Source organism: Paenibacillus piscarius, assembly GCF_022234545.1.
Lineage (GTDB): Bacteria > Bacillota > Bacilli > Paenibacillales > Paenibacillaceae > Paenibacillus_AQ > Paenibacillus_AQ piscarius.
Genome location: NZ_JAIEUI010000017.1, coordinates 126,424 through 152,950, shown reverse-complemented (window position 1 = coordinate 152,950; position 26,527 = coordinate 126,424). Strand labels below are relative to the sequence as shown.

The 26,527-nt window shown below is 56.2% G+C and carries 18 protein-coding genes and 1 other annotated feature; of the genes, 6 read left to right on the top strand and 12 right to left on the bottom strand.

Going from position 1 to position 26,527, the window contains the following annotated elements; translation table 11 throughout:
- Positions 1–23: 23 nt before the first annotated feature.
- A complete protein-coding gene (locus K1558_RS23595; protein ID WP_238654272.1) occupies positions 24–1,109 on the bottom strand; it encodes a GGDEF domain-containing protein in 1,086 nt (361 codons plus the stop codon).
- Positions 1,110–1,369: 260 nt separating this feature from the next.
- On the opposite strand from K1558_RS23595, the gene K1558_RS23590 reads away from it, so the two are divergent.
- Positions 1,370–1,759 carry a cupredoxin domain-containing protein gene (locus K1558_RS23590; RefSeq protein ID WP_238654270.1) on the top strand — a complete coding sequence of 130 codons (390 nt, stop codon included), beginning with the start codon at positions 1,370–1,372 and terminating at the stop codon, positions 1,757–1,759.
- Between the two features lie 104 nt (positions 1,760–1,863).
- On the opposite strand, the gene K1558_RS23585 is transcribed toward K1558_RS23590, so the two are convergent.
- The 11 genes from K1558_RS23585 to pheS form a co-directional block, all read right to left on the bottom strand.
- Positions 1,864–2,322: a hypothetical protein gene (locus tag K1558_RS23585; RefSeq protein ID WP_238654268.1), complete on the bottom strand. Its 459-nt coding sequence runs from the start codon at positions 2,320–2,322 to the stop codon at positions 1,864–1,866.
- Positions 2,323–2,333: 11 nt separating this feature from the next.
- On the bottom strand, positions 2,334–3,527 hold the full coding sequence (locus K1558_RS23580) for a sugar ABC transporter permease (protein WP_238654266.1): 1,194 nt from the start codon (positions 3,525–3,527) through the stop codon (positions 2,334–2,336).
- A gap of 2 nt (positions 3,528–3,529) precedes the next feature.
- Positions 3,530–5,041, bottom strand: coding sequence for a xylose ABC transporter ATP-binding protein (locus K1558_RS23575; protein ID WP_238654264.1), 1,512 nt, complete (start codon positions 5,039–5,041; stop codon positions 3,530–3,532).
- Positions 5,042–5,129: 88 nt separating this feature from the next.
- A complete protein-coding gene (gene xylF / locus K1558_RS23570) occupies positions 5,130–6,185 on the bottom strand; it encodes a D-xylose ABC transporter substrate-binding protein (protein WP_238654262.1) in 1,056 nt (351 codons plus the stop codon).
- Positions 6,127–6,429: a hypothetical protein gene (locus K1558_RS23565; RefSeq protein ID WP_238654260.1), complete on the bottom strand. Its 303-nt coding sequence runs from the start codon at positions 6,427–6,429 to the stop codon at positions 6,127–6,129. The genes xylF and K1558_RS23565 overlap by 59 nt, the downstream gene beginning before the upstream one ends.
- Complete coding sequence (locus K1558_RS23560) at positions 6,423–7,997, bottom strand: helix-turn-helix domain-containing protein (protein WP_238654259.1); 1,575 nt, start codon at positions 7,995–7,997, stop codon at positions 6,423–6,425. The genes K1558_RS23565 and K1558_RS23560 overlap by 7 nt, the downstream gene beginning before the upstream one ends.
- 36 nt (positions 7,998–8,033) lie before the next feature.
- Positions 8,034–9,464 carry a sensor histidine kinase gene (locus K1558_RS23555; RefSeq protein WP_238654257.1) on the bottom strand — a complete coding sequence of 477 codons (1,431 nt, stop codon included), beginning with the start codon at positions 9,462–9,464 and terminating at the stop codon, positions 8,034–8,036.
- On the bottom strand, positions 9,461–10,450 hold the full coding sequence (locus K1558_RS23550) for a sugar-binding protein (RefSeq protein WP_238654255.1): 990 nt from the start codon (positions 10,448–10,450) through the stop codon (positions 9,461–9,463). Before K1558_RS23550 ends, K1558_RS23555 begins: the two co-directional genes overlap by 4 nt.
- 1,023 nt (positions 10,451–11,473) lie before the next feature.
- Complete coding sequence (zapA, locus tag K1558_RS23545; RefSeq protein WP_238654253.1) at positions 11,474–13,939, bottom strand: cell division protein ZapA; 2,466 nt, start codon at positions 13,937–13,939, stop codon at positions 11,474–11,476.
- Between the two features lie 179 nt (positions 13,940–14,118).
- Positions 14,119–16,563 carry a phenylalanine--tRNA ligase subunit beta gene (gene pheT / locus K1558_RS23540; protein WP_238654251.1) on the bottom strand — a complete coding sequence of 815 codons (2,445 nt, stop codon included), beginning with the start codon at positions 16,561–16,563 and terminating at the stop codon, positions 14,119–14,121.
- 347 nt (positions 16,564–16,910) lie between these two features.
- A complete protein-coding gene (gene pheS, locus K1558_RS23535; protein WP_238654249.1) occupies positions 16,911–17,945 on the bottom strand; it encodes a phenylalanine--tRNA ligase subunit alpha in 1,035 nt (344 codons plus the stop codon).
- Positions 17,946–18,003: 58 nt separating this feature from the next.
- Positions 18,004–18,293: a binding site (T-box leader), on the bottom strand.
- Positions 18,294–18,556: 263 nt separating this feature from the next.
- On the opposite strand from pheS, the gene K1558_RS23530 reads away from it, so the two are divergent.
- The 5 genes from K1558_RS23530 (at position 18,557) to K1558_RS33100 (ending at position 26,453) form a co-directional block, all read left to right on the top strand.
- The gene (locus K1558_RS23530) at positions 18,557–21,106 is read left to right on the top strand and encodes a hypothetical protein (RefSeq protein WP_238654248.1); all 2,550 of its coding nucleotides are present in this window, start codon (positions 18,557–18,559) and stop codon (positions 21,104–21,106) included.
- Positions 21,103–22,446 (top strand): efflux RND transporter periplasmic adaptor subunit, encoded by a 1,344-nt coding sequence (locus tag K1558_RS23525; protein ID WP_238654247.1) that lies wholly within the window; start codon positions 21,103–21,105, stop codon positions 22,444–22,446. The genes K1558_RS23530 and K1558_RS23525 overlap by 4 nt, the downstream gene beginning before the upstream one ends.
- Complete coding sequence (locus K1558_RS23520; protein ID WP_274528731.1) at positions 22,443–23,144, top strand: ABC transporter ATP-binding protein; 702 nt, start codon at positions 22,443–22,445, stop codon at positions 23,142–23,144. The genes K1558_RS23525 and K1558_RS23520 overlap by 4 nt, the downstream gene beginning before the upstream one ends.
- Positions 23,141–24,313, top strand: coding sequence for an ABC transporter permease (locus K1558_RS23515; RefSeq protein ID WP_238654246.1), 1,173 nt, complete (start codon positions 23,141–23,143; stop codon positions 24,311–24,313). The genes K1558_RS23520 and K1558_RS23515 overlap by 4 nt, the downstream gene beginning before the upstream one ends.
- Before the next feature lie 535 nt (positions 24,314–24,848).
- Complete coding sequence (locus K1558_RS33100) at positions 24,849–26,453, top strand: diguanylate cyclase domain-containing protein (protein ID WP_238654245.1); 1,605 nt, start codon at positions 24,849–24,851, stop codon at positions 26,451–26,453.
- The last annotated feature ends 74 nt before the right edge of the window (positions 26,454–26,527 follow it).

Sequence of the window (26,527 nt, the reverse complement as noted above, 5' to 3'; positions counted from 1 at the left end):
TCCGACATTGGGGGTTCTTTGTCTTAGGCATAGGATATCAGCGGATCATCGCCATGGGCCACACCGGACACAACAACAGTATTCTTGCCGCTCCGCTTGGCGGTGTAGAGGGCATCGTCCGTCTTGCGGAACAGCGCTTCCTTGCCGTCCCCGAGCTGGTAATGGCAGAACCCGATACTGACCGTAATCGGCTTGCCTCCGGCATACGGATGAGCCATCGCTGCAATGCCAGCCCGTATGTGCTCGGCCACAGCATAAGCGTCGTGAACATTCTTGTCCGTAAAAATCACTGCGAACTCTTCCCCGCCATATCTTGCCGCGAAGTCATTCAGCCCGATCATGCTGTTCACCTTCGCCGCCACCTCCTTGAGGACAAGGTCGCCGACCCAGTGTCCGTACGTATCATTAATATGCTTGAAATTATCGATATCAAACAACGCCAGCTGCAGCCTTAGTCTATTGCTCTCACACTGCTCCAGCAGCGAATCCAGATATTCATGGAACGATTTGTGGTTGTACAGTCCGGTCAGCGCGTCCATCTTCAGCAGCTTGTCGGAAATGGCCCGCTCAACCATCAGCTCCTGCTCCGACTTGGTCAATTGCTCCAGGTACTCGCGGGTCTCCCGCCCCCGGATGATTACCGCCCGCGCCATGATGCCGAAGATGATATACACACACTCGACCAGCAGGAATTCCAAAAACGGCTTGCCGAGCAGCGGCCGTTCCAGCGCGAAGTAGATAACGGCATAGAATATCGTACTAAAGACCCCAAGAGAGTACAGCAGCCGGTGGTCGAAGTAGATCAAGGCAATCATAATCGGCATCATCACCGTCATCTGCGCACCGTCTACATAAGGCTCCAGCACAAAATACATCAGATAGGAAACAATGAACCCGCAGACAACAACCGCCTGCTTATGATAACGGCACGACCGGCGCAGCCAGATCTCCGCAGAAGCCATAGTCACTATAATCATCACGTTGCAGGCGATGAACATATGCCCTTTGCCGGGGCTAAGGGTCACCGCAGAGTCAGCAGAGCGGGAGAACAGTACGAAGAGGTACTGGGCAGCCAGCAGGCAGAGCACAATCATCCAATATCCGTTCAAAATCCGGCGGTGCCATTTCTCCGCACGTTCCGCTTCATGGGCGCTATTAATGTAAATCCCCTACTTCTCAGCCAAGTCATAATCCGATCATACAACAGCTTTAATTATAAAGAATTTTAAATTCTTTTGCATCATATTTTTGCAAATTTCGACAAAGTTTGCAGAGGGATAGCCGTCTGGTATGCTCGCATAGATTCCCCGAGACAACCCGGCAGATTTACGCTATGCTAATGTAAAATGCTAGATTGAGGAGGATGCATATGATTAGGAAGTCCGCTATGGCTGGTTCTCTGCTGCTCACCCTTCTGCTTACCGCCTGCGGAGCCAACGGCAACAGCAATTCTGGTAGCGTTAACAACGCAGCTTCGGAGAGTAATCTGACAGCAGACGAGGAAATCGTCATTACCGCTACCAATTACAGCTTCGACCAGGAGGAATATCATCTGAAGCAGGGCGTCCCTGTCAAAATCACCTTCGTGAACGAGAGCGGCAATCACGGCATCCTGGTGCCCGAGATGAAGCTGAGGCTGGATACCAAGAATTCCTCAAAGGTGGTTGTGCCCGAGAAGGCCGGAACCTATGAGATGACCTGCGCGATCATGTGCGGCTCCGGCCACAGCGGAATGATCGCCAAGATTATCGTGGAGTAACACCTCTTGCCCATCCGCCTGCCCCGGGGGATCGGGGAAATTGAGGGGACTTCAGGTGCATTAGTGCTCTTCTTTTAGCACCCTGTAGACTGTATCCGGTTAACTTACCTACGCGCCAGCACATTGTGGTCGGTCTTTCGACAGTATTGTGCTCGCGAGCCTCCGCAGCGCCCGATGTGGTCGGTTTTTCGACTATATTTGGTCCGTACGCCACCATCCAGCGCAATGTAATCGGTTTTTCGATTACATTCGGTCCGTACGCCACCATCCAGCGCAATGTAATCGGTTTTCCGATTACATTCGGTCCGTACGCCACCATCCAGCGCAATGTAATCGGTTTTTCGATTACATTCGGTCCGCACGCCACCATCCGATGCAATGTAATCGGTTTTTCGATTACATTCGGTCCGTACGCCACCATCCAGCGCAATGTAATCAGTTTTTCGATTACATTTGGTCCGTACGCCACCATCCAGCGCAATGTAATCGGTTTTTCGACTACATTGGATCCACTCGTCTTGACAAATAAACCGGCAGGGGTGTCCCCCTGCCGGCTTATTCATGTTAAATGCTCCTATTTCACACCCTTGCTGCGGTTCGAGATGTCCAGCCAGACGGCGATGACCAGGATGGACCCTTTGACCACATACTGCCAGAACGATTCCAGTCCCATCAGCGACATGCCGTTATCGAGCGAGGTCATCACCAGCGCCCCGATCAGAGCGCCGATCACGGTCCCGGCTCCGCCCATCAGCGAGGTGCCGCCGATGACGCAGGCGGCAATCGCATCCATCTCCGCCATATTGCCGGCGGTTATCGTCGCCGAAGCCAGACGGGAGGTCAGCACGATCGCGGCGATGGAGCCGAGCAGCCCGCTGAGGATGAAGACCAGCATCGTCTTGCGCTTGATGTTGATCCCGGAGAGCCGCGCGGCCTCAATATTGCCGCCGATCGCATAGATATGGCGCCCGAAGGTCGTTTTGGTCGACAGGAAGTAGAAGATGGCTGCCAGCACAATGACGAAGATGATCGGGAATGGAATCCCCTTGTAGTTGTTCATCAAGGCTACGAAGACCACCACCAGCAGCGACAGTCCTGCTACCTTCGCGATGTCCATACCGAGCGGAGCAACAGTGAATCCGTACTTCTTACGGGAGCGGCGCTTCGTGAACGCGCTATAGAGCAGCAGAGCCACCGCAAGTATACCCAGAATAATGCCGAAGCCTGGGGCAAAATAGGCATTGCCGAGCAGCGCCAGCACCGGATCAGACACCGGAATGGTCATCGATTCGGTTACGCCCATCAGCACCCCGCGGAACACCATCATTCCGCCGAGGGTGACGATGAAGGCGGGGATCATTTTATAGGCGACCAGCCAGCCTTGGACCAGACCCAGCACCGCACCGGCGGCCACCGTGCCCAGAATGACTACAATCGCGGGCAGCTCCAGCCAGTTGCTGAGAATCGCCGCCATCCCGCCGGTCAAGCCGACAATGGAGCCGACAGACAGGTCGATATGCCCGGCCACGATAACCAGCACCATGCCAATCGCCAGAATGGAGGTTACGGACATCTGGGTGAACAGATTGGACAGGTTCCGTGAGGTCAGGAAGGTCGGATTCAGCAGTCCGAACAGGACCCAGATCAGAATTAATGCGCCCACCATGGTGTAGGCACGGACATCCATTTTGCCGAACAGACCGCGCAGTCCCGAGCCTGCGGCAGCCGGAGCCGCTTCCGGCTCCCTGAGTTCTTTTTGCAGCTGCATCTTTATTTACCTCCTGTGGCGGCCAGCATAATATTCTCCTGCGTGGCTTCGCGCCAGTCATATTCCCGTACCAGTTGCCCTTCGCACATCACCAGAATCCGGTCGCTCATCCCCAGCACCTCGGGAAGCTCGGAGGAGATCATAATAATGGCTACTCCCTGTTCGACCAGCTTGTTCATCAGATTGTATATTTCGTACTTCGCCCCGACGTCGATACCCCGGGTAGGTTCGTCCATGATCAGAATTTTGGGGTCACTCATCAGCCATTTGCCGATAACCACCTTCTGCTGGTTCCCCCCGGAGAGTGTGCCGACCAGTGTCTCCAGCGAAGCTGTTTTCGTCTTCAGATCCTTCACGTACCGCTCCGACCAGCGGATCTCCTCGTTCTCGTTGATCACGCCGAATCTGGCGATTTTGCCTAGTGTAGCCAAGGTCGTATTCCGCTTCACATCCATGCCCATGACCAGCCCCTGGCGCTTGCGGTCCTCCGTCACCAGAGCAATTCCAGCCTTGATCGCATCAGCCACCGAACGGATCCGGGCGGGCTTGCCTTCTATCAGCACCGTGCCTTCGTTCTTTCCGCCATACGCGCCGAACAGGCTGCTGACCAGCTCGGTCCGCCCGGCGCCCATCAGCCCGGCAATGCCAAGAATCTCGCCCTTGCGGAGCGTGAATTCAATATCATGGAGCACCCTCTGCTGGCGCTTCTCCGGGTGCCATACCTGATAATTCTTAACCTCCAGCACCTTCTCGCCGGGGGAATGCGCTACCCGGGGATAACGCTCCGTCAGCTCACGGCCGACCATCAGCGAGACCACCTGGTCGTCATTCGTCGCCTGGCGGTCCAGCGTCGCCACCGTCTTCCCGTCCCGCAGCACGGTGATAGAATCGGCCAGCGCGAATACCTCAGGCATTTTGTGCGAGATATAGACACAAGTCACTCCCTCGCGCCGCAGCTGATTCAGAATGCCCATCAGGATGGATACCTCGCTCTCGGTCAGCGCCGCGGTCGGCTCATCCAGAATGAGAATCTTAGTATGCTTGGAGAGCGCCTTGGCGATCTCTACCAGCTGCTGCTGCCCGATGCCCAGATTGCCGATCTTCGTATCCGGCGACAGATTCAGCCCGACCCGCTTCAGCCACTGGGAGGCCTGATGATACAGCTCGTTCCACTGGATGGCTCCCCGCTTCACCGGCTCTGCCCCGAGGAAAATATTCTCGCCAACCGTCATCTCCTTCACGAGCGCAAGCTCCTGGTGGATAATCGCAATTCCGGCCTGTTCTGCGTCCGCTATTTTATGAAATGCCCTTGTCTCGCCGCCGATGCGGATCTCGCCCTCATACGTCCCCGCAGGGTACAAGCCGCTCAGCACCTTCATCAGCGTGGATTTGCCGGCGCCGTTCTCCCCGCATAACGCATGGATCTCCCCTTGCTTCACCTTGAAGTTAACATGGTCCAGCGCCTTCACGCCGGGAAAGGTCTTGCTGATCTCCACCATCTCAAGTACATTCATGCCTGCCGTTCCTCCTTCCGGCCTATAAGCGGCAAAGCAGATGCAGTATCGCCACTGGCGCCGCATCTGCTTGCCGTACAGGCTGCCCTTATTGTTTCGGCCACTGGTCCTTCGGAACGTTCTTGTAAACATCCTCAAGCTTGTGGAAGCCGTCTTTGATCAGCACATCCAGGTTATCCTTATTGACCGCAATCGGATCAAGCAATACGGATGGAACATCAATTTTACCGTTGTTAACTGTCTTCTCTGTCGTGATTGTTTCGCCCTTAGCGGCCGCTACCGCCATCTCCGCCGCCTTGGTTGCAATCGCATTGATCGGCTTGTAGACAGTCATGAGCTGGGTGCCTTCGGCAATGCGCTGCACGGCGGCAAGGTCAGCATCCTGGCCGGATACCGGAATTTTCCCGGCCATACCCTGCGCGGTCAGCGCCTGAATGGAACCGCCCGCTGTCCCGTCATTTGCAGCCACTACACCCTGTACATCGTTATTGTTGGCGGTCAGCGCATTCTCCATATTTTTCAGCGCTTCCTCCGGCTTCCAGTCCTTGGAGAACTGGTCGTAGACGATCTTGATGTCGCCCTTCTCTTCGAGCGGCTTCAGAATATTCATCGCGCCTTCCTTGAACATATGCGCATTGTTATCGGTGTCTGCACCGCCGATGTAGACGATGTTGCCTTTCGGAGCTTTATCAATGACGGCCTGAGCCTGGAACTCGCCGACACGCACATTATCGAACGAAATATAATAGTCCACTTCCGAATTGTTAATCAGCCGGTCATAGGCAATCACCTTAATGCCTTCCTTATGCGCCTTCTCCACGATCGGAGCGGTCGCCTCGGCATTATGCGCAATCACCACCAGGACATCCACGCCCTGCGAGATGAGCTGCTCCGCCTGGCTGAGCTGGGTGGCATCATCCCCGTTCGCTGCCAGCACCTTCACTTCACCGCCGAGCTCCTGGACCTTCGCTGTGAAGATATCCCGGTCCTTCTGCCACCGTTCCTCCTTCAAGGTATCCATCGACATGCCGATCACAATATTGTCCCCGTCCTTGGCCGCTCCAGCGGATTCTTTCTTCTCGTTGTTACCGCTTGAGACCACCCCGCAGCCCGCCATCGACGCCGCCAGCAATAATGCCGCCATCCCCAGGGAAATGGCTCTTCCGTATTTTCTCAACGATTTCTACGCCCCTTTTCATTGACCTAGATTTGTTTGCGCTTACATAAAAAGTGTAGCATGAACAAAACAGCTCCGCCCCTGCTAATCCCTGCACTTTTTTATCCTCCACCCGCATTCCCGGGTGCTCTGCTGTAATGTAATTCCTCCTCTGGTCTTTCATAGCATAAACCGGGGTTTGGGCACAAAAAAGTCCTTGCTCTGTCAGCAAGGACCCTTCTCCTGCAGCTGGCGGAATTCGCTGGGCGTCATTCCCTCCGCCTTCTTGAAGACCCGGCTGAAATAATTCGGGTCCTTGTACCCCACCTCATAGCAAATCTCCTTCAGGTTCATCTGCTCCCCGGAGATCAGCCGCTTCGCTTCATTAATACGCAGCCGTGTCACATAGTCGATAAAGGTCTCGCCTTCATGCTGGCGGAACAGCTTGCTGAAGTAATGCGGGCTCAGGTTCACATATTCTGCCGTCTGCTCCATCGAGATCTCTTCCTTATACTTCTGGCTGATATAGAGCAGCGCCCGCTGGTGAACATGGGAACGGTTATGCGCCTGCTCCTCCTCCAGTCCATGGATGAGCCGCTCCAGCCAGGACTCCGCACTCTGCCGGAGTGAGGCGGGATCCTCCACCGCATTCAAGGAGGCCAGAATCTCCGCGCCGGCCGGGGAGTGAACGCCTCTGGCCAGGAACAGCAGCAGGCCGGTTACCTCGCCCCGCAGGGCCGGCAGCGGCTGCCCGTTCTGCTCGAAGTAGCTATAGAGCGCGCCGAAGCGCTCTTGTGCTTCCGGTCTGCTGCGCTGGAGCAGGGCCGCCAGCAGCTTCTTCTCTTCATCCAGAGAGACAGCGGTCTGCCCTGAGCTCTGGATGATATCGTCATAATGGTGCACTCCGAAGGCATCATGGTACTCTGCGCAGACGCGGACGGCTTCCCGGTATGAGCGGCTTAGCCCGTCCCAGCCCTCACGGATCGAACCGATGCCGATGCTGACCGGCAGTGCGAAGCGCTGCTCCGCATATTGGCGCAGCCGCTCCCCCAGATCCAGCGAGCTGACGCGCTGGGAGTATCCGGTGCGGCCCGGCGGCAAGGGGACGAACAATGCCAGCTGATGCCCGATCAGCGGGCTGGCCAGGCAGGGGAGCCCTATTTTGGCAAACTGCTTGACCGCTTCATAGATCTCACGCTTGGCATGCCGGAACACCTCCCAGCCCGCCTCCCCGTGCCGGGGGAACGACAGGACCATTGCGTAGCCCTTGCTCAGATTCAGCTCCAGCAGTCCGGCCAGCTGCTCCGGCTCCAGTTCCTGCACATGCTCCAGCATCAGCATCAGGGTCAGCTCATTCTCGGCCAGCGGCAGCAGATGGGCCAGCTTCTCCTGCAGCCCCAGCTGCTCATCCCTGCGCCGCCGCTCCTCCCGGATGACCGCAATAAGCTGCTCCAGTACATTCGCCACCTCCTCCCGCCGTGCAGGCTTCAGCAGATAGTCGCGCACGCCGAGCAGCAGCCCCTCCTTGGCATAAGCGAAGTAATCATGGGCTGTAATCATCACAATCTGCACAGAGGGGAGCTTCTCCAGAATCTGCCGCACCGCCTCCAGTCCCTGAATGCCCGGCATCTTGATATCCATGAAGATCATATCCGGCCGGTGCTCCTCCGCCAGCTGAATGGCTCTGCGCCCGTTCTCGGCATGAAGAAACTCGAAGCGGTCCGGGTAGAGATGCCGGATCATCAGCTCCAGCCCCTCCCGCTCCAGTGCCTCATCGTCGGCGATCAGCAGCTTGAACATTATTTTCGCTCCCCTTTCTCTTTCTCTTTACATGCTCTAAGCCGATACCAGGGGCAGCCGGAACCGTACCTCCGTGCCCTGCCCTTCGCTGCTGTTGATCTCAATCCTCTGCTGGCCGTCGAAGAACAAATGCAGTCTTTTAAAAACATTATGCGTCCCAAGCCCCGTAGACTGGCCCTTGCCGCCAAACGGCGGCGCCTCCTTCTGGATCGAGCCCATCAGCCTCGCTACCGTCTCCCGGTTCATGCCCGCCCCGTTATCGCTGATTCTGATGTCCAGCTCCTCACCGTGGCAGCGGATCGACAGGGTCAGCACCGCCCCCTCCTCCATCTGCTCCAGCCCGTGGACGAAGGCATTCTCGAAGATCGGCTGCAGTGTCAGGCACGGCACCATCCCGTCCAGCGCCTCCTCCTCAATCTCCATCACGAAGGCAACCCGGTCCCGGAAGCGGGCCCGCTGGATATTGATGTATTCATTCAGATGCTCAACCTCCTCGCGCAGCGGAACCGCCTGATCCAGCTTTTGCAGGTTATACCGCAGCAGCCGCGAGACGGATACGGTCAGGTCGCTGGTTCTTGATGCCCCCTCCAGATACGCCAGCTTGGCGATGGAGTTCAGCGTGTTGAACAGGAAGTGCGGGTTGATCTGGCTCTGCAGCATTTTGAGCTCCAGCTCCTTGACCAGCCGGTCCTTCTCCGCACTCTTGATATTCTCCTTCATCAGCTCCTGGATATTATCGATCATCCCGTTAAAAGCGCGGCACAGAATGCTGATCTCATCGTTGTTAACGCTCTCCGGCGCCTTGGTATCCATCCGCCCCTTGGAGATTTGCTTGGCCGTTGCCACCAGCCGGCGGATGGGCCCGGTAATGCTGCCGGACAGCCAGACGGCCATGCAGATGCTGAGCAGCGCGGCAGTGATGACCAGCAGGCTGCCCAGCCCGTTCAGCTTCTCGGTCGTCTGCATGATCTCCCCGTAGATCGGCTTGTACTGGTCCAGCTCCAGGTCCACCAGCTCCTGCGCTTCCTCACGAATGAACCGCTGCGTCTGCTCAGCCTCGATATACGCGCCTGCCAGGGTGTTGGCGTCCTGGCCGTCAATCTCCGTAATCAGCTTGCCGGCCTGCTCCAGGAATGTATCGATAATATGGCTGTAATTCTTCAGCGGAAGATCGCTGCCGCCAATGGTCGCCATCCCGTCCAGCCTGCTGCGCAGGTCCATCACCGCAGCCAGATGCTTCTCGACCTCCGGGAAGCTCTCCGGGTCAACCTGCATAATGAAGCGGTTCAGGGAGCGCATATTCTCCCCGACCTCATAAGACACTTCCTTGTACAGCATGATCCGGTTCATCATCAGATGATAACTCTCCTGCACATTCTTCCCGCTCTCGAACAGCACGAAGGAGACGGAACTCATCAGCAGGACCAGCAGCGGAATGCAGATCAGCAGCTTGAGACGGATGCTCATAAGCTCTCTCCTTCCTGCACATTGGACCGGTCCAGCACCTTCACTCCGGTATAATACCGGGACTCTATCTTCATTCCCTGAAAATGCTGATAAAGCAGCCTCACCGCCATATCCCCCATCAGATAAGGCTGCTGGGCGACCGTGGCGGCAATCTCTCCGCGGCTGATGGCCTCCAGCGTCCCGGCCTGGTTATCGAAGCCGATGATCGTCAGCGGACTGCGCTTCAGGCTGCGCGAGGCCTGGAGCATCCCGAGCGCATCGGTGGCGCTGGTGCCGACCATGACGTCGATCTCCGGGTGGAAGCGCAGCATGTCCGCCGCCTGCTGAATCGCCTCCATATGCGAGATATTGGAGCTGCGGATATCGACAATCTCCATGCCGCTGTAATGCTGCACGACATTCTTCAGACCGTCCAGGCGCTGAAGCTGGTTCTTGGCCAGCTCGCTGCCGATGATGACGCCGATCTTGCCCTGGCCGCCGGTGGTCTGCACGACCATGCGGCCCAGCGCCTCACCGGCAGCCACATTGTCGGTGCCCACATAAGCCAGCCGGCGGCTGGCCGGGGCATCGGTATCGATCGTAATAACCGGAATCCCCCGGTTCACGGCCTTATCAATCACCGGCGTGAACTTCTCGTCGTTGAGCCCCTGCACGATGATCGCGTCGACCTGGGCGGCGATGGCTTTTTCCAGCAGACTGAGCTGCTCTTCCATATTATTGCGGACCGGCCCCGTAAATTCGATATCCATGCCATATTTCGCTGCTGCCTCCCGCGCCCCCTTCTCCACCATCTCCCAGTACGGGTGATACCGCTCCTGTTCGATCAGCACAATATGATAGCCGGGCTTATCCTGGCCGGGATGCCCGCTCAGCTCCTTGACAATATGCCCCATCCGCGCCGAATGGCGAGCGAACCCGATAAACAGATACAACAGCAGCACAAAAAGCACAACCACTCCCGCACCGCTAACCCACTTCTTATCCATCCACCTTCACCTCAATCCCCATCCTACCCCGGGTTGTAAACGGTTGCAATAAGAAGTTTGTAAAGGTCGAATAGGGCTCTCGTGCTGCCCATTACGGCCTGCGCCTGGTTTAAACAGATTCAGGTGCACTTGTGCTCCTCATTCGCTCATTCTGCCCGCTATCCACGAATTCAGGTGCACTTGTGCTCCTCATTCGCTCATTCCGCCCACTAACTACGAATTCAGGTGCACTTGTGCTCCTCATCCGCTCATTCCGCCCACTATTCACGAATTCAGGTGCACTAATGCTCCTCTTAGCGGCCTGAAATCACCAAATGTTGCATATTTTGCAGGATACTTCTTTAAAATTAGCCTAGGCACGCCGAATGTTGCACGTTTTGCAGGATTGTTACCGGAAGGGCGGGTCATTGGCGCTGAAATGTTGCATTCTGAGCAGGATTTCAAGTAACTTGTTTTCTAAGTGGCAGAAATGTTGTATTTATTGCAGCATTCGTGCTTGATCGTAGCCTGGGCACAGTACATCATTTGCTCATTTTCCTGCGCTCAGTAGAGTTTACGTGCATGAATACGCCTCATCCATACTACTATCAAACCTGAGACAGCAGCATCAGTGGGATTTATCCCCTTCATTCCAGTACTCGGCCCACTTTTGGCAGCATCAGTGGGATTTATCCCCTTCATTCCGGCACTCGGCCCACTTTTGGCAGCATCTGAGGGATTTATCCCTTTCATTCCGGCACTCGGGCCACTTTTGGCAGCATCAGAGGGATTTATCCCTTTCATTCCAGAGAACGGGCCACTTTCAGCAGCACCAGAGGGATTATCCCCTTGATCACCTGGATGTATGGTTACTGGTAATCCCCTCAACCTAACCTCCCCAGCTCAGCTTTACTTCCCTTCAGCCAAGTTCAGCGACACCTGCCTTCCTCAGAAGGAGACCATCCCTCCGTCACAGAACAGCAGAAAAAGCCATTGTACACAGTTCCCTGCATACAACGGCTCCTCCTGTATTGCGTCCGCCATTCAACTGTCCTGTTCGATCAGTTGAATCCATTCATTATATTCACTCTGCAGCTTGGCATATTCCGCCTGCAGGCTGCGGTGCTCCTGGGCAAGCTTCTCCAGCTCGTCCTGCTGCAGACCGAACTGGGCTTGCAGCAGACGCAGCTGGCCCTGGACCAGCTCGTAACTCTCGCCAATCTGCTCCAGCTCCTGCACGGTCTCGCTGTGCGAGCGGCTCACCGATTCCGCCTGGGCCTCGGCATTTCCCGCCTCCTGCTGCCAGATCTCGATCTCCTCACGCAGCTTCGCTTCCTGCTCGATCCACTGCTGCTCCCGCTCCTGAAGCTCCTGAGCTCTCTGCTTCCAGGAAGCCTCGTTCTCCCTCGTCTCACGCAGCGCGTCCAGCTGCTCCGCCGCCGCCGCCGCGGCTTCGCGGCCCGCCTCGTACAGCTCTTCCAGACGCAGTGCGGCTTCCTCGCCTTCCGCTTCCAGCAGCTCGTACCGCTCCTTCAGCTGCTCGCCCTCCTGCAGAATCTCGTCGTACTGGGCGATTAGCTCCTCGTAACGGCCGCGCAGCGCTGCCAACTCCTTGCGGGCTGTCTCTGCCGCCTCTTGCTGCACGGCCAGCTCCTGCTCCGCCTCGGCACGAAGCCGCGCTTCGCGGTCGAGCTGCTGCAACATGCCGTCAGCCTGCCCCCGGAGAGTCTCGACTTCACGCTGCAGCGCTTCCGTCTTCTCCCCGGCTTCCAGCAGACTCATCTCCAGCTCGCTGATATCCTCCATATGCTTGTTCGCAAGTGTCTCCCATGATGCGGACTCTTCTGCCGTCCGGTTCAGGTCTGTCCGGGTACGGCTCAGCTGATCCGCCGTCTCGCTCAGCGAATGGCGCACAGCCGCCGCTTCCTCCTGAGCCTGCTCATACTGCTTACGCAGCTCATCCAGCTCTTCGTTCAGCAGGGTGCCCAGCTCACTCGCCGTCTGCAGTTCCTCCTGCGCAGCGCTTAGCTTGTCCTCTGCGCTCTGCAATTCGCTGCGGAGCACCGAAGCTTCGCTCTGCGATGCTGTAACCTGCTTACGCAGCTCATCCAGCTCTTCGTTCAGCAGGGCGCCCAGCTCGTTCGCCGTCTGCAGCTCCTCCTGTACAGCGCTTAGCTTGCCCTCTGCGCTCTGTAATTCGCTGCGGAGCACCGAAGCTTCGCTCTGCGATGCTGTAACCTGCTTACGCAGCTCGTCCAGCTCTTCGTTCAGCAGGGTGCCCAGCTCATTCGCCGTCTGCAGCTCCTCCAGTACAGCGCTTAGCTTGCCCCCTGCCTCCCGCAGCTCGCTGCGGAGCGCTTCCGCCTCGCTCTGCGAAGCCGCAGCCTGCCGGCGCACTTCCTCCAGCGCCGCGCTCTGCTGCTCTCCTTGCTCAGCGGCAAGCTTCAGCTCTTCGCCAAGCTGCTCCTCGCGCTTCAGCACGGCTTCGTACTGCGCAAGCAGGGTCTGGCGCGCATCGCGTTCGCCCTTAAGCCCGGCTTCCGCCGCACGCAGCCGGGACTGCAGCTGCCCGGTTCCGCCGCGCAGCTCGGCAAGCTGCTTCTCCAGCTCCTGAAGCTGCTGCTTGTGTCTGTGCTCCTGCGTTCCCTGGGACTGGCGCAGCTCCTTGGTCTTGGCCTGCTCCTTCTCAAGCGCTTCCCGCTCCCGGGTAAGCTCAGCAGTGAGCGCCTCCTTCGTATCGGCAAGCTCCTTGCTCAAGGTGCTGCGGATCTCCACGATCTCGCTGCCCATCGATTCCCGGGTCTGCAGCAGCTCCTGCTCCAGGCCAGACAGCGTCTCTGTCCGCTCCCGGTTCAGCGTCTCCCGCAGCTCCTCCAATTCCTGCAGATGGGCAGCCTGCAGCTCCTCCACCTGCTTCAGCCGCAGTGCTTCAGCAGCCTCCAGCTCCTGCCGCGCAGCCTCTCGGGCCGCCGCCTGCTCTGCAGCGTGGTTCTCACGCAGCGTCTTCAGCTCGGCCTCGCGTTCCCTCAGTTCCTGCGCGAGCTGCTCGCGGCCGGCAGCCGCAGACTGCTTCTCTTCCTCCAGCAGCCCGGCATGGAGCTGCCGCTCCTGCTCCTGCGCTTCCAGGTGTCTTGCGCGTTCTTCTTCAGCAGCAGCGATCAGCCGCGCTGCCTCTTCCTTCGCCGCTGCATCAAGCTTCTCGTAGGCTTCCTGCTGCTCGCGCTGGGCATCCTGAAGGCGTGACACCTCTGCACGCAGCTCAGTTCGTTCACCGGTCAGCATGTTCAGCTCGTTCTTGAAATCCTGAACCTGAATCGCCTGCTCGGCCATATGCACAGCAGCAAGCACCGCAATTCGCGGGGTATCCAGGCGGGTATGTGATTTGGATATAGCACGCATATGCTCATCGACATAACGGGCAACTTGTTTCATATATTCAGTACTGCTTCCAACAAGCTTATAGGAAGTTCCGTATATCTCCACGGCGACACGGGTCCGGTCCATAGCCACAGTTGTGCCCTCCTTTGTATGTGTGCGGATTCTAAGTTGGTTTCCTTGCTCCTATTGTAGCGTTATTTCTTAACCTTTGGCAAAAGAACGGTAATCCTCCGCATTTCACAAGGGTACAGAAAAAACCGCAGCGAATCTCTGTTTCTAAATGGATTCGCTGCGGCTTTACACAATTCCTGCTATTTTCTTAATTCAGCGCCAAAAGTTTGTTCCAGCGCAGCGACCACCCGTTCATGCACTTCCACGACCTCTTCATCGGTCAGTGTATGGTCGGTATGACGGTACAGCAGCGACAGCGCTATACTCTTCTTCCCTGCCTCCATCTTACCTCCGGTATAGACATCGAAGACCTGCACATGCTGGAGCAGCGTGCCGCCATGCTCCCGGATTGAAGCGGTCAGATGGCTTGCAGGCACCTGCGCATCAACCACTACTGCGATATCCCGCTCCACACCCGGGAATCGGTGAAGCTCACTGTATTGCAGGTGGGTACGGGCCGCATCATACAGCGGCTGCAGCAGCACTTCGGATACGTAAGTATCCTCCAGATCCATGCGGCGCTGAAGCTCGGGATGCAGCTGGCCCAGCGTACCTATCTTCACGCGGCCCTCAGCCTGCTGCAGATAGACCGAGGCGGAGCGTCCAGGATGGTAGCCTTCAGGCGCATCGCCTTCATAAGTAATCCGGTCAGTGAGTCCAAGATGCCCGAATACCGTCTCCAGTGCACCCTTCAGATCGAAGAAGTCCACCGGCTCCGCAGCCACGTTCCACTGCTTGGTGGCACGGGTGCCGCTAAGCAGCAGTCCAAGCACCGGCAGCTCGCTTGGCTGGCGGGTAAGCACCTCTTCTTCTGTAAGGAACACATTGCCAATCTCGAACAGGGCCAGGTCGCCTTGGCGGCGGTTCGTATTGTAGAGGGCAATGTCCAGCAGCTGCGGCAGCAGGCTGGTGCGCAGCACGCTGCGCTCCTCGCTCATCGGCATCGCCAGCTTCACCGGCAGCTTGCCGCCCGTAAGCGCAGGGAAGAGCTTGGTCTGCTCCGGCTGGATGAAGGAATAGCCCATAACCTCCTGGTATCCGCCTAGTGAGAGCATACGGCGGAGCTCCCGGCGCAGGAGCTGCTGTCTGGTGAACGCTCCAGGCGTTGTCGTGCCCTCAATGAGGGTGGTCGGAATATTATCATACCCGTACAGACGGGCAATCTCTTCAATTAAGTCAACGTCCTGGGTGATATCGCCGCGGCGGGTCGGCACCTGCACCTCAACGATTCCCTGAGCCGCATCGCCGCTCTTGAAGTGCAGACGCCCGAACAGGGTCTTCACTTCCAGCAGGGACAGCTCTGTGCCGAGATAACGGTTCAGCTTCTCCAGCGAGAGAGTAATTACTTTCTCTGCGACAGCAGCGCCTCCGGCCTGGACAATACCTTCATGCACGGCTCCGCCGGCATAGCGGGCCATCAGTGCAGCGGCACGGTTCAGCGCAGGAATTACAGCATTCGGGTCCACTTCCTTCTCGAACCGCTGGGAAGCTTCCGAGCGCAGGCCGAGCTGGCGCGAGGTTTTGCGGACAGTTCCGCCGTCGAACTTGGCCGATTCCAGGACGATGCTGACGGTGTTCTCCGTAACCTCGGTAGACAGTCCGCCCATCACTCCAGCCAGCCCGATGGCTCCCGAGCCGTCGGCAATGACCAGCATCTGCGGCTCAAGCTTGCGATCCTGCCCGTCCAGGGTGGTCAGCAGTTCGCCTTCACGGGCGAACCGCACTCCGATGGTTCCCCCCTTCAACTCTCCTCCGTCAAAAGCGTGCAGCGGCTGTCCATATTCCAGCATCACATAATTGGTGATATCCACGATGTTGTTGATCGGGCGCACCCCGGCGGCCATCAGGCGGTTCTGCATCCACAACGGGGATGGAGCCACCTTCACACCGGTGATATAACGCACGGCATAATGGCTGCACAAAGCTTCGTCCTCCACAGTAACCGCAATGGAATCAGCAGCCTTACCGCCGGTCTCTACCAGTTCTGCCGCCGGATCAGGCAGCTTCAGGTCACGGCCCAGCACCGCGCTAACCTCGTAGGCGGCACCGATCATGCTCAGGCAGTCAGAACGGTTCGGTGTCAGGTCGAAATCAAGCACCTCATCATTCAGGCCCAGCACCTTGAGAATATCCTGGCCGACCTCGGTCTGCTCAGGAAGAACAAGAATGCCCTCCTGCAGCTCCTTGGGCAGCAGCTTATCGTTCAGACCCAGCTCCTTGGCCGAGCAGATCATGCCCTGCGACAGGACACCGCGCAGCTTGGCTTTTTTGATCTCCAGGCCCGGCAGCTTAGCGCCTACCAGCGCGACAGGCACCTTTTGGCCCGCTGCAACATTCTTCGCTCCGCAGACAATCTGCAGGTCCTCTCCCTGTCCCGCATCCACAATACAGATATTCAGCTTATCGGCATCCGGGTGCTTTTCTTTGGATTTCACATAGCCGGTTACGATCCCGGATAGTCCTTTGTTGCGGCGTTCTACTCCGTCAATCTCGATACCGGCGGTGGTGATTTTGTCCGCCAGCTCATCGGCGGTCACCCCTTCCAGCGATATATAATCGGCCAGCCAGGCGGTTGATACTTTCATGATCGCACACTTCCTTTTGGTTCAGATGTATTTATCCCCATGCCGGTGGTGCCTGAACGCAGGACATGCAGGAAAAGATATTGCGCTCCTAAGCTTACTTCAGAGCATCCTGTAATAGCAGAACCTCCAAAGAATGTTTGGACTTCCGGCCGCTGTTGTATTTGAATTTCCTGATTAAAACCGCTGTTCGCGGTAGAAATTCAAATCCAAAGGCGGACGCTAACGCTCCTACAGTTCCAAAATTCCCCTCCGGCCCTTCTATTACAGTCTTTGATACCAAGTAAACCAGCACCTCACTACCTTTTCAAACAATCGCCCAACGCGCCCCGCACACCCCCGCCAAATCCCTAAATCCCCTTGAACTGCTGCACAAAGCCCATATCATTCGTGTAGAAGTTGCGGATGTCATCGATGCCGTACTTCAGCATCGCAATCCGCTCCAGGCCCATGCCGAAGGCGAAGCCGCTGTACACCTCAGGGTCGTAGCCGCCCATCCGCAGCACGTTCGGATGCACCATACCGGCGCCCAGGATCTCCAGCCAGCCGCTCTGCTTGCAGAGACGGCAGCCGCTGCCGCCGCATTTGAAGCAGTTCACATCCACTTCCACACTCGGCTCGGTGAACGGGAAGAAGCTTGGACGCAGGCGGATACCCGCTGCCGGTCCGAACATCTCCTTCGTGAACTGCTGCAGGGTCCCCTTCAGGTCGCTCATACGGATATTGCGGCCGATGACCAGGCCTTCAATCTGATGGAACTGGAAGGAGTGGGTCGCATCGTCATCGTCGCGGCGGAAGACTTTGCCGGGACAGATGATTTTGACCGGTGATTCCCCTTTGGCCGCCTGCATGGTGCGCACCTGCACCGGAGACGTCTGGGTACGCATCAGAATATCCTCCGTAATATAGAAGGAATCCTGCATGTCGCGGGCCGGATGGTTCTTCGGCAGGTTCAGCGCCTCGAAGTTGTAATAGTCGGTCTCCACCTCAGGGCCTTCGGCGATCCGGAAGCCCATGCCGATGAAGATATCCTCGACCTCCTGAAGCACCCGGCTCAGCGGATGAATCCCGCCCTGCGGCAGGCCGCGGCCCGGCAGCGTGACATCCACCTTCTCGGCGTTCAGCCGGCTGCGGGTCTCCTCCTGCTGGAAGAACTCCTGCTTCGTGCCAATGACCTCCTCAATGGCGCTGCGCACCAGATTGGCTACCTGGCCGATCACCGGACGCTCCTCGGCGCTCAGCCCGCCCATGCCGCGCAGAACCTCGGTCAGCTCACCTTTTTTGCCAAGGTATTTGACACGCAAATCATTCAGGACCTGCGGATCGGTTACCGCCTCCAGCTTCGCCAGCGCCTCGGCCTTCAATGCTTCCAATTTCTCCTTCATCGCTTGTACTGCCCCCTCAAATCTCGTATTGTTCAACACAAAAAGGCCTTTCCTCCCGGTAAGGGACGAAAAGACCGTGGTACCACCCTTGTTAGACGGCCGGATGCTTCCCTTAAGAGTACTATTCCCTCTTCCGGTGCGGCCAAGACCTGTCTCACTCTATGCAGATATAACGGTCTGCGGCCGGTCTCCCCTACTATCCTCACCCAAGGAAGCCTTGGGCAGAAATTCAGGGAACTGCTCCGGAGTGAACTTCGGCAGCTCTGCTCTCCTAGAAACGCTCTCAATCTGCGGCGCTTCCTCCCTGTAAGCCAGGCACTGCGTACTCTTCTCCATCAATGCATTTATGCGGAATAAAACCTCTGCACTCTGATCCTCCATTTGAGAGGATATGCCCATCTATTATATGCAATAACAGCCATTTTGACAAGCCGCGCAAATTTTGCTTATTTTTTATCTTCTCTTAAGCTTCCTTTAAGCTTCAGCGCGGTTTGAAGGCCTTATTTTCAGCGGACATTCAGTCAATGTTGATATTTTGCCTTATAAGGTCATCTGGCTGTCCTTCCGTGGAAGGCGGCTGCTTAAGGCTTTTTATAAAGGGAGGACATTTCATGCTTACACGAAAAAAGGCATTTGCTCTGCTGCTGCTCAGCACATTTGCCGCGATTCAAACCGCAGGAAGCCCGGGAACCGCAGCCTATGCTGCTTCATCCGGTTCAACGGCTGCCGCAGCAGCAAAGACAGTCACGGAAGTCTCCACACTTAACGGTCTAAGCGCACTCAAGCTCGGCACCACGCTGCAGGTGAAGCTGAGCAATGTAGGAATTCAGAGCCAAACCGGCGGTAATATTCTCACCTACACGCTTACCTATACCAACAATGCAGGCAGTAGCGTCAATCTGGCGGACTATTTCTCCAAAATTGTCACTGCGGGCGGCAGCACCCTCAAGGGTAAACCGGTCAGCGCCGACAGTGCGGTCAAGAAAATCCCCGCAAAACAGAGCATCAGCCTTACATACTATGCGAATATTGGAGCTGCCGCCTCAGTTAAGGGACTCAAAATCAACCTGTACGGCTGGAATTTCAGCGCCGCTAATTATGAACAGCGCATCGGCACTTTCACGATTCCTGCCAACTATTCACTGTCTTCTCTTATAGGGGAGACCCGGAAGGTTGAACTCGGCGGCATTACCGCCGGCACTACAGCCGAATCCGTGCAAATCTACAAATATAACGGCAAAGTCTATGCCAAGGTCGGGCTTAGCCTGACCAATCTGGGTACCAAAGTGCTTACAGATCCGGGCTATGCCTGGTATCTGAAATCCTCGGGCGGCTCTGTTTTCACGCTTGCACTGGATGACAGCAGCTCCGAATTCAAGCTCCAGCCTCAGGAGAAGAAGACACTCTATTATATGACCGAAATCCCCTCTTACATGAACGTCAGCAAGCTGACGCTGCAGATCGCCAAGCTGGATGAAGGACTCAAGCTGTACTTGCCTGTCTCTTCCTACATACTTCCGGCTGCGGTCACCGCAGATTTCACTGTAGCGGCGGGCTACACCAAGAAGGTCTCCGTAGGCAGCAATCATGTGGATATGCAGCTGTTGAAGGCAAGTGTGCACGCAGATAACGGGAATGGCGTCTGGAGCTATCAGCTTCGGGTGAAGAATACCGGCAGCCAAGCCGTGACTTTGCCTGCTTATGAGCTTAATGTCCAGTCTGCGGAGGGCTATAGCTTCCCGGTAACAGCCACAGCCTTCGACAGCCTGACCCTGAAGCCGCTGGAAGAGAAGCTGATTGAGCTGAGCGCGAAGGTTCCGCTGGAGCTGGCTCAGAATTCGCTGGAGCTGCAGATGATTGCTCCTGCGGCCAGCGCGGATAAAATAACGCTGCCTGTGGCCTATTTCCGCATCCCGTATACGCCGGAGAGCCAGATTCATCTCGCCTCTGAGACCGGCGTAACCAATACCTACGGCACCTTCGCGGTCTCGCTGGACTCCCTGCTGCGGCTGCCTTGGGGCAGCGAGGATCTGGTGCTGGCCAAGCTTACGATACGCAATGCAACGTCCAAATCCATTACCTTACCTCCTCTTACCGGCGTACTCCTGGCGGATCAGCAGGATCTCAGCTCCTCTTCGCAGACTTATACGGACAACAGCTCTTCGGTGCTTGCCCCTGGTGCCAGCACTCAGATCACGGTTCAAGGCCGTATTCCCTACACTCTGGATGTCAGACAAATCAAGCTCATCCTCCAGGAGACCAAGGGTACAGAGGTGTCGCAGTTCCTCTCTCTCAGCACAAGCGACAGCCCCGTTAAGAGTGTAGCTCCGCTGGCTGCAGGAGAAGCCTTCAAGATCACGGCCACCGGCAAACAAGCCACCGTGAAGGAACGGTCCACCCTCCTGTATACCGGAACCGGCTCGAATCTGGTGTACAGCGAAGTGGAAATGAACAGCGACGAAGTCCGGCAGGCGGATCTGGCCCGTCTGTACGCACAGTTCAGGACTGCTGACGGGCAATTTTTTGAAGCAACCGTAAGCCAGTCCGAGCTGTCGACCAGTCCTGGAGGCAAAACACTGGTTACCTTCTGGGCGAAGGTCCCGGCTACCCTGGACACCGCAGGTCTTCAGCTGTATGTCAGCCAGGCTATTGCCGATGGCAAGCTGACTGCAGCAGGAACGGCTGCAACGGGATACGTAAATACAGCAGCGCTGACACTGACACCGGCAGAGGTTACGCCAATGACCAATTTGGCTTCCGTTCCGCTTTTCCCTTATACACTGGCCGTTACAAGCTCTACAGGAGAACTCACCAAAGGCGCAAACAGCATTGCGGTGACGTTCAATTACAATCTCAATCAGGATACTACCTATCAGACGGGCGCTTACCAGCATAAGCTCATCCTTCAGATTATAGATCCTTATGGACAGTCTCACGAGAAAGCACTGACGCCGGGAACCGACCTGACCCTGGGAACAAATAACTCTTATTCTACGACGCTATCCAGTGTTCTGTTCAAAAACCTCAGCTCCGGCACCTATGCCCTTAAATTCTACGATGAATTCCAGGGAGTGCGGACGGAGATTGCAAGCCAGGCCTATGCCCTTGAGGTTACCGCCAAAGCAGCCGCCGCCACCTCTTCTGAAGGAGCTGCCCAATGAACAAGAAGAAGATCATTATTATCGCTTCAGCTATAGTTATCGTCGTTATTGCAGGGATTGCGGGTTACAGGCTCTGGCCGGATCAGAACCGGCAGACTAATGCCGCTCCGCTGAATACGGCGGTTGCCGGTAAGGGGGATATCCTTGTGGGTGTCTCAGGTTCAGGTGCAGTATCGGCGGTCAACAGTGAGAGCATCCGAACCAAAGAGGCCGGGAAGGTCGACAAGGTAATGGTCAAGAAAGGAGATGTCGTTAAAAAAGGCGCTGTGCTGATTACATTTGTCGCGGGCGATCTGGACGACAAGCTGAAGGAAGCCACAAAGTCACTGGAGAATCTCAAGACAGAGCTTGAGAATAAACAGGAGAGCTACAAGACGCTGGCGATGAATGACGCAACAGAGGAAGAGCTGGAATCCGCCAAAAAAGCCATTGATAAGGCCAACAGCGATATTGCGGACGGGCAGGAATCCATCGCTGCCATCCATGAAGATATGGCTCCGCCTGATCCGCTGACCGCTCCTATCGACGGGACGATTACCGCCGTGAATATTACGGACGGTGAGCAGGCCCAGAATGGCACAGAGCTGTTCACCATAACCGATTACGTTAACCTAAGCGTGACGGTGCAGGTAGACGAGCTGGATATCCCCTCGATCAAGCTGGATCAAGCCTCTACCATTACAGTGGATGCCCTGGAGGACAAGTCTTTTACCGGTAAAGTTATAGATATCGCCAAAGAAGGCACCTCATCCAATGGCGTCTCCCTGTTCGACGTCACTGTAGGATTAAATGACTCAGCGGGCGTACTGGTTGGCATGTCAGCAGAGGTGGCGATTACGATTGAAGAGAAAAAGAATATTCTGACCGTTCCCATCGAAGCTGTAACGAAGATGAACGGGAAATCCTTCGTCAATGTGGCGGTAACCGGGGATGAGCAAGCCGGCAGCAGGGACCGGGATGCTGCTGAATCTAAGCCCCCTGCCGGTGCAGAGTTCCCCGGCAAAGCAGCCAGCGGCAGAGGTGAAGCGGGTTTCGCCTCAGGTATGAAACGAATGGCGGTGGAGACGGGTATCCACAATGAGAGCAGCATCGAAATCGTCAGCGGCTTAAGTGAAGGGGATGAAGTGATCCTCCCGACCGTGACTTCTTCAGGCAATGCCGCCTCTCCGCAGTTTCCGCAGCAGGGCGGCATGGGCGGTATGGGCAGCTTCGGCGGTGGAGGAATGACCGGCGGGAGCGGAGGCTTTCCCGGCGGTGGCGGCGGGGGCGGCTTCACCGGCGGGAGCAGCGGCGGCGGCTTCACCGGCGGGAGCAGCAGCAGAGGCGGTGGCGGACGATGATCTCAGCAGAGCCGTTGATCCGGGTTGAGAAGATGCAACACAGCTACACGATGGCCGGAGAATCGATGACGGTTCTGAAGAGCCTGAGCTTCACCATTCATCACGGTGAATTCGTTGCGATCATCGGTCCGTCAGGGTCAGGCAAATCTACCCTGATGAACATGCTGGGCTGCCTGGATGTGGCCAATGAAGGCGACTACTTCCTGGACGGCCAGGAGATCCGCAGGCTGTCTGACAACAAGCTGGCCCAGATCCGCAACGAGAAGATCGGCTTCATCTTCCAAAACTTCAATCTGCTGCCGAAATTATCAGCGGTTGAGAATGTGGAGCTGCCCTTGATCTACCGTGGAATGTCACACAGGGAGCGCAGGGAAGTAGCCCGTAATGCCCTGGTCCGGGTAGGCCTTGCGAGCAGAATGGATCACCGCCCCTCCGAGCTGTCCGGAGGCCAGCAGCAGCGCGTGGCCATTGCCCGCGCCCTTGCCGGAACACCCCCTATCCTTCTTGCCGATGAGCCAACCGGAGCGCTGGACTCCAAGACAGGCAAGGAGGTTCTGCAGATGATTAAAGAGCTTAACGGACAGGGGCATACCATTATTCTGATCACGCATGACCTGGAGATTGCCGAGCAGGCCAAGCGGGTGATCCGGATTCAAGACGGGGATCTCGTAGAGGATCGGAAGGTGGTGCCCTCATGATGCTGTACCAGAGTATGAAAATGGCCTTCAAAAGCATCCTCAGCAGTAAAATAAGAGCCTTTCTTACCATGCTGGGCATCATTATCGGGGTATCCTCCGTCATTGCACTTGTCTCTGTGGGTCAGGGCACCACCTCGCAGATTACAGAGTCCCTAAGCTCCCTGGGAACCAACCAGCTGACCGTCAACATCATGGGCCGCGGAGCCACCACTTCTCTAACTTACGAGGAGGCTCTGGCCCTGGGTGAGATTGAAGGGGTGGACAAGGTATCCCCGGTAATCAGCGGGAACGTTACCGCCAAGCACGGTACCGAGAACGTTTCGGTATCCATCGAAGGGATTACACCTGCCTACGAAGAGGTGCAGGCTTTCCATGTGCAATCCGGAAGATTTCTGCTTGAGATGGATACAGAATACCGGCAAAAGGTGGCTTTAATCGGCTCAGATACATCGGAGGATCTATTCGGTACCGATAATCCTGTAGGCCAGAAGGTACAGATTAACGGCAGCAGCTTCAAAATCGTCGGACTGCTGGAGAGTAAAGGCTCCACCAGTGTTGGTTCAAGCGATGAGAAGCTGCTGATCCCCATCTCTACAGCCGAACGGTTCCTGCAGAGCAAGGGCGTCCGTTCCATTACCGTCACCACCACTTCTAATGACAATGTGGATGATGTCAAAACCAGGCTGGAGGCCAGCCTTGATGCCAAATTCAATGCAGCCGAGAATGCCTACTCTGTCTTTGATTCCCGGGAGATGCTGGAGACGGTAAATGCAACCAGCGCCACACTGTCCATGGCACTTGGCGGTATCGCCGGCATATCATTATTTGTAGGCGGAATAGGGATTATGAACATTATGATTGTCTCCGTCAATGAGCGAACCCGGGAGATCGGCATCCGTAAGGCCATCGGGGCCAAAAAAAAGAATATCATGATGCAGTTCATGATTGAATCCGTGGTCCTAAGCGGAACCGGAGGCCTGATCGGAGTTGCTCTGGGACTTGGGACCAGCTGGGCTGTCGGTAACTATACCACCTTGAATGTGGCGCCTTCCTGGAATATGGTTCTGATCTCCTTTTCATTCTCCTTAATGATTGGTGTCCTGTTTGGAATGATTCCTGCAAGCAAGGCTGCAAGAATGCGCCCGATCTATGCGCTTCGCAACGAGTAGCGTCCCCTGTACGCTGCAGTTCTTAATCTGCTGTTCAATCCGCCGGTCTCAGATCCCTGGGCTGGCGGATTTTTTGGTTATATTTTTAATGCACAATTGATACCAAAGGGGTATCGTTTGCAGTAAAAGTGGGTAATAGGACTCAAAGGTCAGAATACCTTTTACATAGTAGCAGGGAATACATAATAGTTCTTCGTATAGGCTGTAACCTGATATGTCTCCACAGCTTCCATTCCGGCTCCATGATCCGCTTCACAGCCTGTACAGCAGGAAGCGGAAGCTGACGGGGCTTATTATTTTTTTCAGCAATTGCTCTGTTTAAGAGATGTCCTATATACTGGTGAAAAGTAACCGCGAATAGACCGGAAGCTATTGTTTCCATTGCCTCCTTCTTCCCCTGCTTGCTAGGACTCGCTAACCTGTACTCTCTTAATCTTACCTGCAATATACCTGATTCCGCATATGGACAAGTTCCGATGCATCAACGATATACCCCTTTGGATTCACAAAAGTTCTGTGCGGGGAGAGGATGACAGTGGCTGTTCTATCCGAAATGACGAGTACACGCAGATTAATCCTATTATTCACCTCAATCTCCGTTCTTCTGGTCGGTGCCAGCGTGGCTTCCCTGCTGTATCTAAGCCACACGATTAATAAATTATCAGACTCGCTGTACAGTGATGTCTACCAGAATTCCGGACTCCTCCTGAATGCGGACCGGGATCTGCATCAGGCCGCCCTTGCCCTTCAGACCGCTGTCGGCGGAGCGCTGACCGGCGAAGAGCGCAGCAGGCTCTCCCAGGAATTCGAAGACAACAATGCCCAGGCGCAACAGCGGATTGCTACCGCCAGCTATAATCTGGATGCCGTGAAGAGTCCGTTTAACGGCATGAAGCAGAGTGAGCTGCTGCTGGATGAGCTCCGGGGCGAGCTGGACCAGTTCAATCTCTCGCTGGCCGAGTGGAAGAATACCGGCAGGGAATGGATCTCGCAGCGGGTGCAGCACGACTGGAATCCGGCTTCCTATTCCCTGCTGACTGTACATACAGAATTGAATGAGACGAGAGGAAGCCTGGATCAGGCGGAAGAGCTGCTTGACAGCTATGCCCGCCAGGTGATGCAGGAGTTCAGGAATCTCAAAAGCTCGCTGTTCGCCGTCTATTCTGTCTTCCTGTTCCTGCTCGTTCTGGTGATTATCTACCTCAGCCGCAGGCTGATTACCCTGCAGAATGAAATGCTGGAGGAGAAATCCCTGTACCAGCTGATCGGTGAGACGATGTCTGATTTCATTGTGCTGACCGATCCGAACGGCCTGATTCTGTACGCATCCCCCTCCCATGCCAGCGCACTCGGTTATGTGCCCAGCAAAGGGGCGCCGCTGTCCAATTATATCCGGGAGGCAGAAATCTCCTGGGCCAAGCTCAAGAGTGTGGTCCAGTCATCGCCCAGAATCTCTGAGCTGCGGATGCGTTCAGCCGAAGGACACTGGGTCTGGCTGGAGACCAAGGTGACCCCGATTACGGGAAGCCGCACGTTCCCGGCGCAGTTCATGCTGGTATCGCGGGAGATCACCCAGCGCAAGCAATACGAGGAGCGGCTGCACAAGTTGGCCTTCTATGACCATCTGACCGCTATACCGAACCGTGCCCACTTCAAAATGTACATGGAGAACCTGATCAACCAGCCGGAGGACCACAGGCAGGAGATCGCCGTCGCACTGCTGGACTGCGACCGCTTCAAGCATCTTAATGATACGCTCGGCCACCTGGCCGGAGACGAATTCCTGCAGATGCTCTCCCGGGAGCTGCAGCAGACCGTGAAGGGCTACGGCCAGGCCTTCCGTATCGGCGGGGATGAATTCGCTGTAGTGCTTCACCGGTTCAACAGCCCGCAGGTGCTGGATGAAATGCTGAACCGCCTGCTGCAGCTGTTCAACAAAACATGGTCCTTCAACCATGGCGCAAGCTTCCACACCTCTGCCAGCATCGGCGTTGCCTTATATCCGAAGCATGGAAGTACCATCAACGAGCTGCTGCGGGCCGCGGATCTCGCCATGTACCGCTCCAAGAATAACGGGGGCAATGAAGCCAGCCTGTACAGTGAGCATCTGGATAACAACTACAACAGCCAGCGGAATTAGCACTGAAGGCTGCCCTGGCCGGAATGCAAATAAGAGCGGGCCCTCTCCGCAAGGAGAGCAGGGCCCGCTCTTAT

Excerpts from the sequence above, each read along its gene's own strand:
- K1558_RS23585 (WP_238654268.1), bottom strand. The coding sequence starts at position 2,322 with ATGAATAAGCCGGCAGGGGGACACCCCTGCCGGTTTATTTGTCAAGAC.
- K1558_RS23520 (WP_274528731.1), top strand. The coding sequence starts at position 22,443 with ATGATCTCAGCAGAGCCGTTGATCCGGGTTGAGAAGATGCAACACAGC.
- xylF (WP_238654262.1), bottom strand. The coding sequence starts at position 6,185 with ATGGCGGCATTATTGCTGGCGGCGTCGATGGCGGGCTGCGGGGTGGTC.
- K1558_RS23580 (WP_238654266.1), bottom strand. The coding sequence starts at position 3,527 with ATGCAGCTGCAAAAAGAACTCAGGGAGCCGGAAGCGGCTCCGGCTGCC.
- K1558_RS23550 (WP_238654255.1), bottom strand. The coding sequence starts at position 10,450 with ATGGATAAGAAGTGGGTTAGCGGTGCGGGAGTGGTTGTGCTTTTTGTG.
- K1558_RS23525 (WP_238654247.1), top strand. The coding sequence starts at position 21,103 with ATGAACAAGAAGAAGATCATTATTATCGCTTCAGCTATAGTTATCGTC.
- pheT (WP_238654251.1), bottom strand. The coding sequence starts at position 16,563 with ATGAAAGTATCAACCGCCTGGCTGGCCGATTATATATCGCTGGAAGGG.
- K1558_RS23590 (WP_238654270.1), top strand. The coding sequence starts at position 1,370 with ATGATTAGGAAGTCCGCTATGGCTGGTTCTCTGCTGCTCACCCTTCTG.
- K1558_RS23555 (WP_238654257.1), bottom strand. The coding sequence starts at position 9,464 with ATGAGCATCCGTCTCAAGCTGCTGATCTGCATTCCGCTGCTGGTCCTG.
- K1558_RS23530 (WP_238654248.1), top strand. The coding sequence starts at position 18,557 with ATGCTTACACGAAAAAAGGCATTTGCTCTGCTGCTGCTCAGCACATTT.
- K1558_RS23560 (WP_238654259.1), bottom strand. The coding sequence starts at position 7,997 with ATGTTCAAGCTGCTGATCGCCGACGATGAGGCACTGGAGCGGGAGGGG.
- K1558_RS23575 (WP_238654264.1), bottom strand. The coding sequence starts at position 5,041 with ATGAATGTACTTGAGATGGTGGAGATCAGCAAGACCTTTCCCGGCGTG.
- K1558_RS23515 (WP_238654246.1), top strand. The coding sequence starts at position 23,141 with ATGATGCTGTACCAGAGTATGAAAATGGCCTTCAAAAGCATCCTCAGC.
- pheS (WP_238654249.1), bottom strand. The coding sequence starts at position 17,945 with ATGAAGGAGAAATTGGAAGCATTGAAGGCCGAGGCGCTGGCGAAGCTG.